We start from the raw sequence: 15,963 nt of genomic DNA, 5'->3' as shown, positions 1-15,963 counted from the left end.
CCTACGAGCGGCTCTTCGCGCCCAGGTCGCGCAGCCACCGCACGACATCGTCGGCGTCATGGGCGCGGGCGATGTCGAGCGGTGTCATGTCGTCGTAGCCGCACCAGTCGGCGTCGGCGCCGTGCCCGTGGAGATACCGCGCGGTGGGGAGCTGCCCGCCGTGGCAGGCGCCCCAGAAGGCGCTGGTGATCTCGTCGGGCGAAGGGGGCTCCCCGGCCTCGACGCAGTCCCGCACCCGGTCGAGCAGGCCGAGCGTGGCGGCGTCCTGGAGGGTGGTGCGGGCGCCGTGTTCGACGAGCCGGCGCGCGGCGCGCCACTGGCCGAACCCGCGGGCGTCGGCGAGCGGAGTGCCGCCGCCGATCACCGCCCCGGGAGCCTCGATGTCGGCCCCGGCGGCGATGAGCGCGTCCAGGACGGCCACGTCGTTGCTGCTGGCGGCCCAGTGCAGCGGCGTCTCCGTGTGCGCACCGCCGAAGCGTGCGTCGGGATCGGCCCCCGCGGCGACCAGGGCGGCGACGACCTCGGGACCGTGGGGGAAGTGACCGGGCCAGTCGGTCGCGATGTGCAGCAGACTGCGGGTGCCCTTGCCGTCCTCGCCGTGCTCGGTGATGCGTGCCGTGGTCAGACCGGGATGGTCGGCGAGCAACTTCCGGAGCCCGGGCAGGTCGCCGGCCCGGATCGCTCCGGTGACGGCGACGGCGAGCGGATCCTGTGATGTCAGCGTCTGCAAGCCGGCCTCCCGATCGCCGTCCAGGGCTTCCGATTCTGTCCGACGAAGCCCCCGCACACCACGCTCCGTGCCCGTAGCACTCACCGCGCAGTCCTGCCCGACGACATGCCCACAGGCCCCGCGAGGCGTAGCGTCCGGGTAAGAGCGGGAGGACAGCATGTCCGCGAGCAACGAGCCGCCCGGGGGCGCCGGGTCGCTGGACGCCCTGGGGGTGGCGCTGGCCGACACCGTGCGCGGAACCGGAGCCTCGATCGGCGGCCTGTACCTGATCGAGGAGGCGGAGCCCGTGCTGCGCCTGGTCGCGTTGTGCGGCCTGCCGATCGCGTTCAGCGCCCCCTGGCAGCGGCTGCCCCTGACCGCGCCGGTCCCGGTCGCCGACGCGATCCACGAGGACGCGCTGGTGAGTATCGAGAGCCAGGAGGAGATGGCCCGCCGCTACCCCCGGGCCGCCGCGGTCCTGCCCTACCCGTTCGCCCTCACCGCTGTCCCGCTGACCGGCGTACGGCGCCGCTGGGGCGGCATCGTGCTGATGTGGCCCGCCGTGCGGCCGCGCACCATCTCGCCACGCGAACGCGGCCACATCACCTCCAGCGCCCGCCGTATGGCCCGCCTGCTGGACGACGCCGCAGGGCCACCCGTCCTGCCCGACCAGCCGCGCATCGTCCCCGTCGAATCCGCACACCACCCCGCGCAGACCGGCCTGGCCGCCGCCGACTACCTCGAACGCCTCCCCGAAGGCGCCCTGGCCCTCGACCTGGAGGGCCGCGTCACCTTCGCCACCGCCACCGCGGCCCGCCTGCTCGGCCGCCGCGCCGACCGGCTGCTCGGCACCCGGCCCTGGCAGTCCCTGCCCTGGCTGGACGACCCCGTCCACGAGGACCACTACCGCACGGCGGTCGTCAGCCGTACACCCGTGTCGTTCACCGCGCTCCGCCCGCCCGACCTGTGGCTCACCTTCCAGCTCTACCCGGACACCAGCGGCATCAGTGTCCGCGTCGCCCCGAGCGGAGAGCGGACCGAGGCCCCGTCACCGCCCGCTGCCGCGCGCAGCCCCGCGGCGGCACCGACGGGACGCCTCTACCAACTGGTGCACCTGGCCGCCGCGCTCGCCGAGGCGGTGACCGTGCGCGACCTCGTGGCGCTGAGCGCCCACCAGATCCTGCCCGCCTTCGGCGCCCAGGGCCTCGTGCTGTCCGTCGCCGAGGCCGGACGTCTGAAGATCACCGGCTACCACGGCTACACGGCCGACGTCATGGAACGGCTCGACGCACTGTCGCTGGACACCGACCTCACCCCGGCCGGCCAGGTCCTCGCCAGCGGCACGCCCGCCTTCTTCACCGACCCGGCCGAGCTGGCCGCCAACTACCCCGGCGCACCCCAGATCAGCGGCAAACAGGCCTGGGCCTTCCTGCCGCTGATCATCTCCGGCCGGCCGGTGGGCTGCTGCATCCTGTCCTACGACCACCCGCACACCTTCACCGCCGACGAACGCGCCGTCCTTACCTCGCTGTCCGGTCTGATCGCCCAGGCCCTCGACCGCGCCCGGCTCTACGACACCAAGCACCGTCTCGTCCACGAACTGCAGCGCGCCCTGCTGCCGAGGGCCCTGCCGAACCTGTCCGGCCTCGACGTCGCCGCCCGCTATCTGCCCGCCGGCCACGGCATCGAGGTCGGCGGCGACTTCTTCGACCTCCTGCGCCTGGACGAGACCACCGCGGCCGCAGTCATCGGCGACGTGGAGGGCCACAGCATCGCCGCCGCCGCTCTCATGGGCCAGGTGCGCACCGCCATCCACGCCCACGCCACCGCGGGCGCGGCACCAGACGAGGTCCTCGTGCGCACCAACCGGCTCCTGGCCGACCTCGACTCCGAACTGCTCGTCTCCTGCCTCTACGCCCATCTCGACCTGGCCCGCCACCAGGTGGCCTTCGCCAGTGCGGGACACGTGCCGCCGCTGCTGCGGCACACCAGCCGCCCCGCCGCGGTCCTCGACGTCGAGCCCGGCCCGCTGCTGGGCATCGACACCGGCGGCCACTACCCGGTCACCACCGCGCCCCTGCTCCCCGGCACCACCCTCGCCCTCTACACCGACGGCCTGGTCGAGCTCCCCGGCACGGACGCCACCCGGACCACGTCCGACCTCGCCGGGCAGCTGGACGCCGCCGACGGCCACGACCTGGAACGGCTCATCGACCGGCTCGTCCACCACACGACGCCCACCGGACAGCACACCGACGACATCGCCGTGCTCCTGCTGCGCGCGTACCGCGCCGACGGCCACCGGGCCTGAGGCCGCTGCCCGAAGCGCTCCGGTCAGACCTGGCCGGGCTCCGTGCGGACGTGCCGGGCGACGTCGCGCAGCTTGATGTTGTGGTTCTGCGAGATACGCCGCAGCACGCCGAAGGCCTCGTCCTCGCTCAGCCGGTGCCGTTCCATGAGGATCCCCATGGCCTCTCCCACGGCATGCCGGGTGTCCAGGGCGTGCTCCAGCTGGTCGACGGTGCGGGCGGTGGCGAGAGCCACGGCGGCATGGGAGGCGAGCAGCCAGCCCGCGGCCTCGATGTCCTTGCCGAAGGCACCCGGGCGGCGCGAGTAGAGGTTCAGCGCGCCGAAGTTCTCCTGCTCGGTGTAGAGCAGTACACCGGTCATGCTGCCGATCCCCAGATCACGGGCCGCCTGGGAGAACCGCGGCCAGGACGGCTGCGGCGTGGTCATGTCGGCGATACGGAACAGCCGCTCGCCGTCCACACGGCGGGCGGCGTCGAAGCACGGCCCCTCGCCCAGCTCCCCCTGCAGCCGGTCGGACTCCTCGACCATGTCGCCGCACACCGCCAGCGTCACGGCCCGGCCCTTGGACACCGTCAGGATGCCCGCCGCGTCACAGCCCTCGACGAGCTTCACCGCCGCAGCGGCGATCTCGTCCAGCGTCGCCTGCACCGAATCCTGGGACACCAGATCCCGGGCGAGCTGCGCCATCTGCTCGGCGTACCGCTGCCACTCCACCGCCACCACCGCCTCGCTCACCGGTCCCGACCACCGTACTCCGGGCCACTGCGCCCGTCCGAGCGGCCCGGTGCCGCGACCGGGCGAGCGATGCCGAGGCGGCGGGACCGACGAGAGCCCGAGGCGGCGGGACCGGCCGGAGACGAGGTGGCAGGACCTGGCGAGAACTTGGACGACCGGACCGACGAAAGGCCAGGGCAACCGCACCCGCCGTGCAGGCCTGCGATGCCCCGGAACCCCGCCGGGACCGGGTGCGGTGGTGCTTGCCGGGTCTGGGTGTGCTGGTGTCGGGCGGGCCGGTTGCGGTGGTGCTTGCCGGGTCTGGGTGTGTCGGTGTCGGTCGGGCTGGGTGTGCTGGTGTCGGGCGGGCCGGGTGCGGTGGTGCTTGCCGGGTCTGGACGTGCCGGTGCCGGTCGGGCTGGGGGCGGCGGTGTCCACCGGTCTGGGTGTGCTGGTGTCGGGCGGGTCGGGGGCGGTGGCGCCTGCCGGGTTTGGACGTGCCGGTGTCCGTCGGGCTGGGGGGCGGCGGTGTCCACTGGTCTGGATGTGCCGGCGGCAGTCGGGCCGGACGCGTCGGCGCTCACCGGCCCCGGGATGTGCCGGAACCCGCCGGGCCCGGTATGGCGGTGAATCCGGAGTCCGGCGGGCCCGGATGCGGCGGAGTCGGTCGGCGCAGCCGTGGCCATACCCCGGCAGTCCGCCCGTCAGCGGTACGCCGTCAGCAGCAGGGCCACGTCGTCCGGTCGCTCGGGTGCGCGCCGGGCCGTTCTCACCAGGCGGTCGGCGAGAAGCTCCACCGAGTCCGCCGGGGTGTCGGCCAGGGCGCGGCGGACCTCCTCGATGCCCGTCTCGATGTCGCTGCCGGGCTGTTCCACGAGCCCGTCGGTGTACAGGGCGAGGACGCTGCCGGGGGCCAGCGTGAGCGCGGTGACGGGATAGACCGAGTCGGGCTGCACACCCAGCATGACCCCGCCCACCAGGTCCAGCGGCTCCGCGTGCCCGTCGGGGTGGCGCAGCAGCGGCGGGGGATGGCCGGCCCGCACGGCGAGCGCGCGCCCATTGCGCGGGTCGAGTTCGATGTAGCAGCAGGTGGCGAAGACGTCCGACTCCAGCTCGGCCAGCAGCCGGTTGGTGTGGGTGATGACCTCCTGCGGCGGCCGCTCGCTCGCGGCGAAGGCATGCACGGCACTGCGCAGCTGGCCCATCACCGCGGCGGCGCCGACACTGTGGCCCTCGACGTCCCCGATCACCAGGGCCACGCCACGCCCCGTCGTGATCACGTCGTACCAGTCGCCGCCGATGGCCATGCCCTGCGTGCCGGGCAGATAGCGGCCGGCCGTGCGCAGCCCCTCGACGGCGGGCAGCCGGTGCGGCAGCAGCCCCTCCTGGAGGCCGCGGGCGACGGCGGACTCCGAGTCGTAGAGCCGTGCCCGCTCCATGGCCTGGGCGGCCAGCCCGCTCAGCGCGGTGAGGGCGGAGCGCTCGTCGGCGGTGAACCGGTGCGGTGCGTCCCAGCCGAGGATGCAGGAGCCGACGGGATGACCGGAGGCGATCAGCGGCAGGAACGACCAGGCGTGCATCCGGTCCAGGGCGATGCCCGGGTAGGCGACGGAGAGGTCCTCGGGCGACTCGAAGAAGAGCGGCAGCCGCGTGGTCAGCGCGTGGACGCCGGGCAGTCGCGTGTCGAGGGCGACCCCCTCGAACTGGTTGAGGAAGCCCTCCGGATAGCCCGACTCCCACTGCAGGTACATCCGGCCCTCGCGGACGGTGTACAGGGCGAGTTCCCGCGCGCCGAACGCGGGCAGCAACTGCTCGGACACGGCCCGGCACACGTCCTGCACGGTGACCGCCTCGGTGAGCACGCTCGCCATCTGCACCACGTGGTACAGCGCCCCGGCCCGTGCCGCCGCGACCGGCCCGGGCGGCGGCGCCACGGCCGCGGCGCCCGGCACGGGACCGGCGGACGACCCGGCCTCGCGCGCCGCCTCGCCTCCGGTGGGCGGGACGGTCGGATGGACTCGGCCGGTCAGCCCGTGCACATCCGGGTACAGCACGAAGCTCAGCCAGTTCCCGGCGGGATGCCGCACGAGGAAGGACACCTGTTCCTGCGACAGCATCGCCGCCCGGTAGCGGTCCTCGTACGCGGGATCCCGGAGCCAGGTGATCACCTCCCACGGATAGCGGCCGAGGAGCTCCTCCCGGCCGGCGCCGAGCAGTTCCTCGCAGCGGCGGTTGCCGTACGTCACACGGCCGTCCTGGTCCAGGGAGAACAGCCCGTCGGGCAGCCGCTCGGCGGCCTCGGCCGCGGTGAGCCCGCCGGCCGCGTCGACGAGGGCGCCCACCAGGATCCGGGCGGAGCCGGTGCCGTCGCGCACGAGATGGCCCCACAGTTCGACGGGCCGGTAGCTGATCTCCCCGCCGCCGACGGACTCGTCCCGGATCCGGAAGTGACGGGATCTGACCCGGCCGTGCGTCAGCGCGTCCTGTCGGCTCGCCCGTAGCTCGTGCAGGTCCTCCGGGCTGACGCGGGCCTCGACGGCCGCCATGGTGCCGTCGAAGTCCGCCCCGGCGATGCCGAGGAGCGCGAGGGCCTCGTCGTCCGGAGTGCACCGGTCGCTGTCCAGGTCCCAGTCGAGAAGCCCGACCCGCACGGGGCGCACGGCGGCCGTGGGCAGCCGCACGCTGACGGGTTCGTCGTCGTACTCGACCCGGTACGCGCCGGAACCCGCGCCGGACCGGCCGGCGGCGAGACGGCCGAGGCGCTCCTCCATGTCCCGCTCGGCGGGGCCCAGCGCGAGATCCACCGCCTCCGCGTCCATCGGCGACCGGGCGGCAGAGCGCAGCACGACCAGCACGCCCACGGCCTCCCCGCCGGCCCGGACGGGCTGGTGGGCGGAGCCGAACGAGTACGGCAGCCCGGCGGTGAAGTGCGGGAAGCGCAGCATGGTGACGCGCTCGTCCGGCAGCCACAGGGTCTCGTCGCGCCGGAAGGCCTCAGCCATGGGCAGGGCCCCGCTCATGGGCACCCGCCACCACGCCTTGAGCAGCGACCGGGGCACCCCGGTCACCAGGGCCAGCACCAGCGAGCGCCGGTCGCGGGAGCGCAGGTAGACAAGGCCGCCGTATCCCCCGAGGTCCCGTACGGCCGCGATCAGCGGAACGGTGAGGGCATCCTCCATCCGGCCGGTGTCCCCGGTCCGGACCCGGCCCTCACCCCCGCCCCGGCCCGGGCCGCCGGGTGACCGCGGCTCGTCCGGTACGGCGGCTGCCTCATCCATCTCGGGTCCTCCCGGTACGGACGCACCGGACACCAATCGCTCCCCATCAGGATGTGCCATGGTCTGCACTCCGGCGCGGCAAGTGCAACCTTTCGGTCGTCACGGCCGTCTCACCCGATATCAGCAACACGCAAGCCTCGGGGGCGAAAATGGTACGAATCAGAACAGCATGCGCGACTCTCGCGCTCGTGGGTGCCACGGTGGGCGTGGCGGCGGTCCCGGCCGGCGCGGCTCCGGCCGCCACCCGGCAGGCGACGCAGGCCGCGGCGTGCCCGACCGGCTGGGGAAGCCTCGCCAAGACCGACACCAGCGCCACGATCGCGCCGGTGAAGGACATCAGAACCGGCCGTCACACCTGCTACGACCGGATGGTCATCGACCTGCCCGGCGCGGGCGGCGACGTCGGCTACTCCGTCCGCTATGTCGACCGGCTCCACCAGGACGGATCGGGCCGCCACATTCCCGTGACCGGCGGAGCCGTCCTCGAGGTGCGGGTGGCCGCGCCCGCCTACGACCCGGAGACCGGCGCCGCCACGTATCCCGGCCGGGCGGCGCGCCCGCTGCCGGGTGTGGACCTCACCGGCTACCGCACCTTCCGGGACACCCGCTTCGCCGGCAGCTTCGAGGGGGAGACCCAGATCGGACTCGGCCTCCGCGCCCGGCTGCCCTTCCGGGTGCTGCAGCTGGACGACCGCATCATCGTGGACGTCGCCCACAGCTGGACCGCCACGAGGTGACGGCACGGCGCGCCCGGTTCTCCGGAGCCGGGCGCGCGGGTCCGGGCGATCCGCAGGAAGGCGACAGGGCAAGCGCCGCAACGGTGATACGTCCGCTCGGCCCGCGCCCGCCAGGGCCACCGCGCCCGCCCCGCGGGACCGTTCTCACCGGCCGCGCACGCGCCCCAGTTCCGCCAGGGTCCGTGCCGCGGTGCCGGCCAGGCGCGGCCGGTTGCGCACGAAGCGGCGGGCGGCCCGGGCGGGCTCCCGGCCCAGCCACTGGACGGCTCCGCCCGGCACCGGCCGTACCACCGCCCCTTCGTACACCCGCAGGTCACGGGTCTTGAGCGACTCCTTGTAGCGGGCGGGGCCGCTCCCCAGATCGACCGTCTCGACACCGTCGGCCGCTGCGGCCTCCAGCATCTTGAGCTGCAGCACGAGGCCGGGGGAGTACTTGGCGTAGGCGCGGTCGTACGCCGGGAACCACCAGGACAGCACCGTGCGCGAGCGCGGACCGAAGTGCGCGGCCACGGGCCGGTCCGCGGCGTAGAGCACGGACAGCACACCACGGCACTCCGGTTCCTCGCTCTCCCCGAGCAGCGTCACCAGCCGGGTGATCCACTCCTGCGCGAACCGGTCGCGCCGGCCGGTCCGCCGGTACTGCGCCGACTTCCAGTCCATCAGCGCCCGCAGAGCGTCCGGGTCCCGGGCGTCGTACACGAACCGCACCTCGCCGACCTGCCGGGCCAGCTTGCGTTCCTTGGCCAGGGTCTGTCTGAGGAAGCTCGGCGACTTCGCCCGCAGCCGCTTCGCGTACAGCTCGAAGCCCTCGCCGATGTCGACGACCGGGGAGGCGAGTTCCTCGGCCGCGTGCGGCACGAACAGTCCCTGGCCGGCTTCGAGGTTGTCGAACTCCCAGGAAGACAGTGCGCAGGACCGCAGTAACCCGCGGGCGTCGAGCCGGATCCCGGGCCGCAGCACGGCCCCCTGACTGTCGGACACGCCGAGCCCGATGGCCCGGCCCTGGCCCAAGGGTCCCCTCTCGTAGGGGAAGAACCCGACCGGGGAGTCGTCGTCGAGCAGCACCGCCACTCTCGCTCCCGGCCTGACCTGCCCCACCAGGGTGGTGAACGCCGGGTCGAGAAAGGGATTCGCGGGGGCCGCGGACTCCGTCCGAATCTCCCGCCACATCTTCTGGTCGTTCGGGCCCAGTTCGTCCGGCCGCAGAACGAGAACGCGCTTTCCAGGCAACTCTGCCTCCTGTGTCATCGGCATGGGGACACACGAAGGCCTGCACATCGCCGCGAATCGGCACCAGGCAGTACTCAGGCCGCACGGCGCAGGCCCTTGTCGGTACTGCCGTCACTCAGCAGCGGAACGTCTGCAGCTCAATGGCGTTCGGGGCGGATCCGACCGTCCCCGCGCACCGGCTCGTCCCCGCCGCCCGGATGTCCGTACCGCCCCGGTCCGCCACGGGCGCCCCGGTCACCACCGCGCTCGCCCCACCCGCGCCCGCGCCCGCGGCCCTCGGGGTCCTTGCCGTCAGGTGCCGGAGCGACGGCTCCTCCTCGCACGGACAGGACTCCCCGGCTCCTTCGGCCTCAGGCGCCGAGGCCGCACCGGTTGTCCGCATCTCCACGGCTGCCGTGACCTCGGCCCCCGCCGTGCGCTCGCCCTGCGTGAGCCCGGGGACGGCGAGCTGCAGCAACAGCAGGCAGGCCACCAGGCCCACCACCGCCGCCCATCGTCGCCGCACCATCAGACCCCCCGACACGGCCGCTGCGCCTACCAGTAGGCCGAGCGCATCTCGCCCCCGTCAAGCCCTTGTGGGCTGATTCGCCCCGCTCGGACAGTTGCTGCCGAAATCCAACGGAAAGCGCTGCCGCCCTTCTTGCGGGATCAGGTCAGCGGATGCCGCCGGGCATGCTCAGTACCTCGCCCGCCTTCGGCGCCCGTACGTCGAGCGGCTCGTCGAAGGCGCTGAACGAGGTGGTGGTCTGCTGCGCACCGCTCTTGTAGACGGTCTTGAGCAGGTAGGGCTTGCCTTCGTCGGCCACGTAGAAGGTGTACGTCCCTTCCTTGTCAGCCTTGTCCGTCACGATCAGCTCGATGGCCTTCTTGCCTCCGACCCGGGTGGAGCCGCCCTTCTTCGCCGTGCCGAACGAGTCGAAGGGCCGTTCGCACGAGGTGAGTCCGTCGCCCGAACCGGCCGGGTCCACCGGCGTCTTCACCCACAGCTTCTGCTCGCCGGTGACACCCGGGATCTTCTTCCACTTCTGCAGGTAGGCCCGGTTCGGCCGGACGTAGTCGGTCTCGCCCAGACGGATCTGCTCCAGGGCGGCGCCTCCGGTCATCTCGGTCTTCGACCTGCACCGGCCGTCCAGGTCGGTCACGAGATGGCTGGTCACGGTGGCGCCGCTCGTCGTGCGGTTGGTGATGGCGACGGTGACGGAGTCCAGCTTTCGCATCGTCGCGTTGGCCTCGTCGAGGAGGTCGCCGGCGGACTTGTCCTCTCCGGTGCCGCCGGAGCCGCACCCGGCCAGGGCGGCGCCCGTCAGCAGGCACGCGAGCGCGGTCGTCGTCGCGGTGGCAATGGCCCGCACGGAGCCCCCCAGATGTTCGTGTCGGCCGATGATCAGCACGGGAGCCTACCTGCCCGCCGGTGCGCGTGGCGGACAGGCAGGGATCACGCACCGGCACCGGTCTCGCGGACCAACTCGATCGCTCGGCCAAGGGTGTCGAGCCGGTCGTCCAGGGTCTCCCCGGCCGGATAGAGACGGACCGTGTCCACACCGGCGTCCCGCCAGACCCGCAGTCGCCGCCGCACCATCTCCTCGGTGCCGATGAGCGTGGTGGCCAGCACCATCTCGTCGGTGACGAGACCCGCCGCACCGTCCCGGTCGCCCGCCTGCCAGCGCTCCCGCACCTCCGCCGCGACCTCGGCCCAGCCCTGCCGGCCGTAGGCCCGGTTGTAGAAGTTGGTCGACGCGGAACCCATGCCGCCCAGGCTGAAGGCGAGTTCCTTCCTCCGGCTCGCGATCATGGCGCCGAGTGCCTCCTCGTCCCGGGCGAACGCGACCTCGGCGCCCTGGCAGACGTCGAACCCGGCGCGTCCGCGGCCGGAGGCGGCCAGCCCCTCGTCCAGCGGAGCGAAGTAGGCATCCGCCGCGCCCTCCGGTACGAAGCTGGTGCCGAGCCAGCCGTCCGCGACCTGGCCGGTCAGCCGCAGCATCGCGGGCGACAGCGCGGCCAGGTACACGGGGACCGGGTGCTCGGCCCGCATCGACAGGCGCATCGGCACCGCCTCCCCGCCGGGCAGCGGAATCCTGAACTCGGAGCCGGAATGGGAGATCTTGCCGCCCGCGACCACCTGCCGCACGATCTCCACCGTCTCGCGCGTCCGGGCCAGCGGACGGGCGAACGGCACCCCGTGCAGGCCCTCCATCACCTGCGGTCCGGACGGGCCCAGACCCAGCAGGAAACGCCCGCCGGACAGGTTGGACAGGGTGATCGCCGCCTGGGCGAGGGCCACCGGCGTGCGCGTCCCGACCTGCATGACGGCGGAGCCCAGCAGCATCCGTTCCGTACGGGCCGCGTAGAAGCCCAGGGCGGACGGGGCGTCCGACCCCCACGCCTCGGCCACCCAGCAGACGTCGAGCCCCAGTTTCTCCGCCTCGACGACGAAGTCGGCCTGCCGGGACCAGGAACCGAGGGCCGCCGCCTCGACGGTCGTCGCCGTGCGCATCACGCCTCCGCCCGCTGCCTGATGTGCTCCAGCGTGGCGGTCATGCCTCGTTCGAACTCCCGCAGCCTCACGAACACGATCTTCTGCTCCTTCTCCGGCATGGCGTCGATCGCGAAGGAGAGGCCGGAGCGCCCCGGCCCCATCCGCATCCACTGCGACAGCTCGGTCCCGCCGTCCCTGGGCTCGAGCCCGAACCGCCAGACGGCACTGGGCTCGGCAGGATCCCCGACCGCCCAGGCGAACACCCGCTCCGGGTCACAGGCGACGACCGTGGAGGTCGTCTCCCACTCACCGAACGTCTCGTGCCTGCTCCGGCCGGTGAACCGAGCCCCGACGGCCGGCCCGGCGGCTCCGTCGACCCACCCCGCCCACTGCAATTCCTCGCTCAGGTCCGGCATCCGCGTCACATCCGACACCAGCGCCCACACCCTCCCCGGCGGAGCGGCGATCCACGTCGTCACCTCGACCGTCGGTTCGTCCGCGTACCGCGCGCCCGTCCACTTCATCGCGTGCCGGCCTCCTCGTCGACAGGGACTGTGACGGCAGGGTTTCGTAATAAGACTCACCAGGTCAAGAGGGTGTGTGTGTCCGTCCCTCCAAGGGGCGGTGAAGGTGGGCGCCGATGTGCCCCGGTGCGCGGAACCACGTTCGCGGGGCCGCGTACGCTACCGATGGCTGCACCCCGGGGGATCTTCACGTCTGACATGCCCGCCGGTGGGGAGTCATCAGGGGTGGCAGTGGCCGAGCCGATCCGTCGGCGGGCACCATGATGCACGGCCGGGCGCGGTCGCGAGGGTACGCCCGAGCCGGCCTTCGAGCGGAGGAACGAGATGGGATCGGCGATGGGCGAGCGGGATCACCGCCGGCAGAGATGGGCGGCCAGGGGAGCCCTGGCCGCGGTCGCGCTGGCGGCGTTGCTGCCTCTCGTCTCCGGCGGTCTGAAAGGACTGCTGCTGCTTCTGGCCGGCCTGGTGGGACTCGCCCTGACCGCGGCGGCGCTCTGGTGGGTCCTGTCCCGCCGCGGACCGGCACGCATGGCGGCGGCCGTGCTGGCCGTCGTCGCCCCCGTCGGCGTCATCATCCTCTTCGCGGCCGCGAACCTGATCTGGGTGGTCTTCGCCTCGCTGCTGCTGTGGTGTCTCGCGGTCTGGAGCGGCCGCTACGCCCTGCGCAGCACGGGCCTGCGGCCGGTACGGGTCAAGGAGTACCGCACACCGCCGCCGCAGCGCCCCTTCCTCCTGCTCAACCCGCGTTCCGGCGGCGGCAAGGTCGAGAAGTTCTCCCTGAAGGAGAAGGCCGAGGAGCTGGGCGCCCAGGTCGTCCTGCTCGACCCGGACCACCACCAGGACGTCACTGCCCTGGCCAAGGCCGCCGTGGCCGACGGAGCCGACCTCCTGGGCGTCGCGGGCGGCGACGGTACGCAGGCGATGGTCGCCGCCGTCGCGGCGGAACACGGCCTCCCGTTCCTCGTTATCTCGGCCGGCACACGCAACCACTTCGCCATGGACCTGGGCCTGGACCGGGACGACCCGTCCACCTGCCTCGACGCCCTCACGGACGGGGTCGAACTCCGCGTCGACCTCGGCTTCGCCGACGACCGCCCCTTCGTCAACAACGCGTCGTTCGGCATCTACGGGGCCGTCGTCCAGAGCCCCGGCTATCGCGATGACAAGGTGGGTGCCGCGCTGGATCGGCTGCCCGAGCTGCTCACCCGGCAGAGCGGCCCGCGTCTGACGGCCAGCGCCGACGGCACCACCATCGCCGACCCGCAGGCCGTCCTGGTCAGCAACAACGCCTACCGCATGGACGACCCGTTCGGCTTCGGGCGGCGCGAGCGGCTCAACTCCGGGAAGCTGGGCGTGCTCGCCGTCCGCGTGGACAGCGCCGTGGAAGCGGCCGAACTCCTGCTGTCCCCGCGCCCGGAAGGCCTCACCGTCCTCACCGCCCAGCACGTCGTCGTCGACGCCGACGAACCGCATCTCGAAGTCGGCCTCGACGGCGAGGCGCTCACCCTGCCCGCCCCCGTCCACTGCCGCATCGCACGCCGGGCCCTGCGTGTCCGGGTGCCCCGCAACCGCCCCGGAGTCCCCGAGGCGCCACCGCGCCTGGACTGGCGCCGGCTCCGCAAACTGGCGGCCGCGGTCGGCCGTACCGCCGCGCCCACGCGTTCCCGGCGCTCCTGAGCCTGTATGTGCGAGGTCCCCCATGCCCGAAGCGGCATGGGGGACCTCGCACATACGCTCAAGCGGGCTACGCGCCCTTCGGCCCCGCCTGCTGCACGACCTCGAAGGACCAGAGGGTCGAGTCGCTCGCGGCGGGCTTGGGCCGCTCGCCGCCCTCGCCGCCGCCCTGGTGCGCGGCCTTCATCGGCCCCTCCATCCAGGCCTGGAACGACGCCTCGTCACGCCACCGCGTGTAGACGAGGTAGGTGTCGGTGCCCTCCACCGGGCGGAGGAGCTCGAACCACTCGAACCCGTCGGAGCTCTCCACGGTGTGCGCGCGGGAGGCGAACCGCTTCTCCAGCGTCTCCCGCTGCTCGGCGGGCACGGTCAGCACATTGATCTTGACTACGCTCATGGCCCCATCTTGCCCGACGGCACATCCGTGCCGGGACCGGGACCTGCGCCCCCGGATGTTTTGAACGCGTTCAAATGTGAGCTAGGGTCGATCCCACACGTCGAGGGGGAGACCTTCATGAAGATCGTGATACCCGGCGGGACCGGACAGGTCGGCACGCTCCTCAAGCGCGCGCTGAGCGCCGCCGGACATGACGTCGTGGTGCTGAGCAGGCGCCCCGTACGCCCGGGTGAAGTGCACTGGGACGGTGCGACCCCGGGACCGTGGACCGAAGAGATCGACGGCAGCGACGTCGTCGTCAACCTGGCCGGCCGGAGCGTCAGCTGCCGCTACACCCCGGCCAACCTCCGCGACATGATGGACTCGCGGGTCGACTCCGCCCGGGTCGTGGGCGAGGCCATCGCCAAAGCCGCCCGGCCGCCCCGGGTCTGGCTCCAGATGAGCACCGCGACCATCTACGCCCACCGCTTCGACGCGCCCCACGACGAGGCCACCGGCGTGATCGGCGGAGCCGAACCCGGCACCCCCGGCTACTGGGCCTACAGCGTCGACATCGCCAAGGCCTGGGAGCGGGAGCAGGAGGCCGCCGACACGCCGGACACCCGGAAGGTGGCCCTGCGCGCCGCCATGGTGATGAGCCCGGACCGGGGCGGTGTCTTCGACGTCCTGCTGCGGCTGGCCCGGCTCGGCCTCGGCGGCCCGGTCGCCGGCGGCGCACAGTACGTGTCCTGGATCCACGACCAGGACTTCGTCCGGGCCGTGGAGTTCCTCGTCGCCCGGGACGACATCACCGGCCCGGTCAATCTCGCCGCTCCCACGCCCCTGCCGCAGCGCGTCTTCATGCGTGTCCTGCGCACCGCCTGGGGGATGCCGGTGGGTCTGCCCGCGACGCGCTGGATGGCCGAGGCCGGCGCCTTCGTGCTGCGTTCGGACACCGAACTGCTGCTGAAGAGCCGACGCGTCGTCCCCGGCCGTCTGCTGGAAGCGGGCTTCGATTTCGACCACCCGGGCTGGCCGGAGGCCGCGGACGACCTCGTACGGCGGCTGCGCGTCCGGGGCGATCAGGGGGAGTGAGCCGGCGTCAGCTCTGCGGCGCCGACGCGGTCTGAAGGGTCCCGGCCGGGGTCCGGTCAGTGGCGGCCGCGGAGCTTGCCCAGCAGGCGCTGGGCCTGGGCCCGCTTGCGGGGGTCGGCCGCGGCCCGCCGCGCCTGCTCGACGGCCCGCCGCCCCTGCGGGCTCCGGGCGAACTGCTTGATGCGATCCAGGATGTTGGCCATGAGGCACCTTCGCTCGTGTTCTGACGTGCTTGTTGTCTGTAGCCCGCCTACCCCTTCGACGAGGTGCTCAGCCCTCACCCGGCTGGATGGTGCGCGACCGAACGTGTTTGCCGACGGAGTCAGAGGCAAGTCGGTGTCCATGACTGAACAGAACAAGCGCACGAATCAGAAGCCGACCACCATCCGGACGACGGAGTCCAAGGCACGCAACGCGGCGGACAAGGCGACCGCGCCGACGTCCCAGGCCGCGAAGCGCGCGGCGGCCAAGGCCGATGACGCGGGGTCAGCGGTCAAGGCCGGCGCCGAGCGCTCCGCCGAGGCCACGACGGCGGCCATGCAGACCGCGGCCAAGGGCGTCGAGGCCGGCCGCCAGGCGGTCGTCACGGCCTCGGGCCACGTCGCGGCCACGGCCAAGACGGCCTGGACGGTCATCGCCCACCGCAAGATCGTCGCCGCGGGCGTCGGAGCCGGCCTGACCGCCCTGAGCGCCGCGTCGTACGCGGTGGGACGCCGCGCGGAGCGCGGCACGCACGGCCCCGTCACCCGGTTCACCGGCGGACGGATCTGACCACGGCAAGGGCGTTCGACGTGACGGCCACGAGGAGGGCAGGCGGCGCGGCGCGCATCACCGGACGTC

At 73.1% G+C, this 15,963-nt stretch carries 15 protein-coding genes; 5 read left to right on the top strand and 10 right to left on the bottom strand.

The window, feature by feature from the left end:
• Nucleotide 1: 1 nt before the first annotated feature.
• Nucleotides 2-730 (bottom strand): ankyrin repeat domain-containing protein, encoded by a 729-nt coding sequence (locus tag OHU35_RS00855; RefSeq protein ID WP_405504175.1) that lies wholly within the window; start codon nt 728-730, stop codon nt 2-4.
• Between the two features lie 157 nt (nt 731-887).
• Here OHU35_RS00855 and OHU35_RS00850 point away from each other — a divergent pair, with 157 nt between their 5' ends.
• Nucleotides 888-3,020 carry a SpoIIE family protein phosphatase gene (locus OHU35_RS00850; RefSeq protein ID WP_405504173.1) on the top strand — a complete coding sequence of 711 codons (2,133 nt, stop codon included), beginning with the start codon at nt 888-890 and terminating at the stop codon, nt 3,018-3,020.
• Between the two features lie 23 nt (nt 3,021-3,043).
• Here the strand turns inward: OHU35_RS00850 and OHU35_RS00845 are convergent, their stop codons facing one another.
• Together OHU35_RS00845 and OHU35_RS00840 are read right to left on the bottom strand one after the other, a co-directional pair.
• Complete coding sequence (locus OHU35_RS00845; protein WP_267943895.1) at nt 3,044-3,706, bottom strand: GAF and ANTAR domain-containing protein; 663 nt, start codon at nt 3,704-3,706, stop codon at nt 3,044-3,046.
• Between the two features lie 731 nt (nt 3,707-4,437).
• Nucleotides 4,438-7,011, bottom strand: coding sequence for a SpoIIE family protein phosphatase (locus OHU35_RS00840; RefSeq protein ID WP_405504171.1), 2,574 nt, complete (start codon nt 7,009-7,011; stop codon nt 4,438-4,440).
• Between the two features lie 149 nt (nt 7,012-7,160).
• On the opposite strand from OHU35_RS00840, the gene OHU35_RS00835 reads away from it, so the two are divergent.
• On the top strand, nt 7,161-7,748 hold the full coding sequence (locus OHU35_RS00835) for a hypothetical protein (RefSeq protein ID WP_359896238.1): 588 nt from the start codon (nt 7,161-7,163) through the stop codon (nt 7,746-7,748).
• 144 nt (nt 7,749-7,892) lie between these two features.
• Here the strand turns inward: OHU35_RS00835 and OHU35_RS00830 are convergent, their stop codons facing one another.
• From OHU35_RS00830 to OHU35_RS00810, 5 genes are all read right to left on the bottom strand, one after another.
• Entirely contained in the window at nt 7,893-8,996 is a 1,104-nt protein-coding gene (locus tag OHU35_RS00830) for a GNAT family N-acetyltransferase (RefSeq protein WP_189729916.1), read from the bottom strand.
• A 97-nt stretch (nt 8,997-9,093) separates the two neighbouring features.
• A complete protein-coding gene (locus OHU35_RS00825; protein ID WP_405504169.1) occupies nt 9,094-9,486 on the bottom strand; it encodes a hypothetical protein in 393 nt (130 codons plus the stop codon).
• A 145-nt stretch (nt 9,487-9,631) separates the two neighbouring features.
• Complete coding sequence (locus OHU35_RS00820) at nt 9,632-10,330, bottom strand: hypothetical protein (protein WP_405504168.1); 699 nt, start codon at nt 10,328-10,330, stop codon at nt 9,632-9,634.
• Between the two features lie 83 nt (nt 10,331-10,413).
• Nucleotides 10,414-11,472: an LLM class flavin-dependent oxidoreductase gene (locus OHU35_RS00815; RefSeq protein ID WP_189729735.1), complete on the bottom strand. Its 1,059-nt coding sequence runs from the start codon at nt 11,470-11,472 to the stop codon at nt 10,414-10,416.
• Nucleotides 11,472-11,978, bottom strand: coding sequence for an SRPBCC family protein (locus OHU35_RS00810; protein ID WP_359896236.1), 507 nt, complete (start codon nt 11,976-11,978; stop codon nt 11,472-11,474). Before OHU35_RS00810 ends, OHU35_RS00815 begins: the two co-directional genes overlap by 1 nt.
• A 324-nt stretch (nt 11,979-12,302) precedes the next feature.
• Here OHU35_RS00810 and OHU35_RS00805 point away from each other — a divergent pair, with 324 nt between their 5' ends.
• Entirely contained in the window at nt 12,303-13,655 is a 1,353-nt protein-coding gene (locus OHU35_RS00805) for a diacylglycerol/lipid kinase family protein (RefSeq protein ID WP_405504166.1), read from the top strand.
• A 67-nt stretch (nt 13,656-13,722) separates the two neighbouring features.
• Here OHU35_RS00805 and OHU35_RS00800 read toward each other — a convergent pair whose 3' ends face one another.
• A complete protein-coding gene (locus OHU35_RS00800) occupies nt 13,723-14,049 on the bottom strand; it encodes an antibiotic biosynthesis monooxygenase (protein WP_059416674.1) in 327 nt (108 codons plus the stop codon).
• A 117-nt stretch (nt 14,050-14,166) separates the two neighbouring features.
• On the opposite strand from OHU35_RS00800, the gene OHU35_RS00795 reads away from it, so the two are divergent.
• Nucleotides 14,167-15,123, top strand: coding sequence for a DUF1731 domain-containing protein (locus OHU35_RS00795; RefSeq protein ID WP_359896234.1), 957 nt, complete (start codon nt 14,167-14,169; stop codon nt 15,121-15,123).
• Between the two features lie 56 nt (nt 15,124-15,179).
• Here the strand turns inward: OHU35_RS00795 and OHU35_RS00790 are convergent, their stop codons facing one another.
• Nucleotides 15,180-15,326 carry a hypothetical protein gene (locus OHU35_RS00790; protein WP_184598895.1) on the bottom strand — a complete coding sequence of 49 codons (147 nt, stop codon included), beginning with the start codon at nt 15,324-15,326 and terminating at the stop codon, nt 15,180-15,182.
• Nucleotides 15,327-15,465: 139 nt separating this feature from the next.
• Between OHU35_RS00790 and OHU35_RS00785 the strand changes: the two genes are divergently transcribed.
• The gene (locus OHU35_RS00785) at nt 15,466-15,894 is read left to right on the top strand and encodes a hypothetical protein (protein ID WP_189729727.1); all 429 of its coding nucleotides are present in this window, start codon (nt 15,466-15,468) and stop codon (nt 15,892-15,894) included.
• Nucleotides 15,895-15,963: the final 69 nt, after the last annotated feature.

This window comes from Streptomyces purpurascens (assembly GCF_045040895.1).
Taxonomy (GTDB): Bacteria; Actinomycetota; Actinomycetes; order Streptomycetales; family Streptomycetaceae; genus Streptomyces; species Streptomyces purpurascens.
This window is presented reverse-complemented; position numbering and strand designations above follow the sequence as displayed.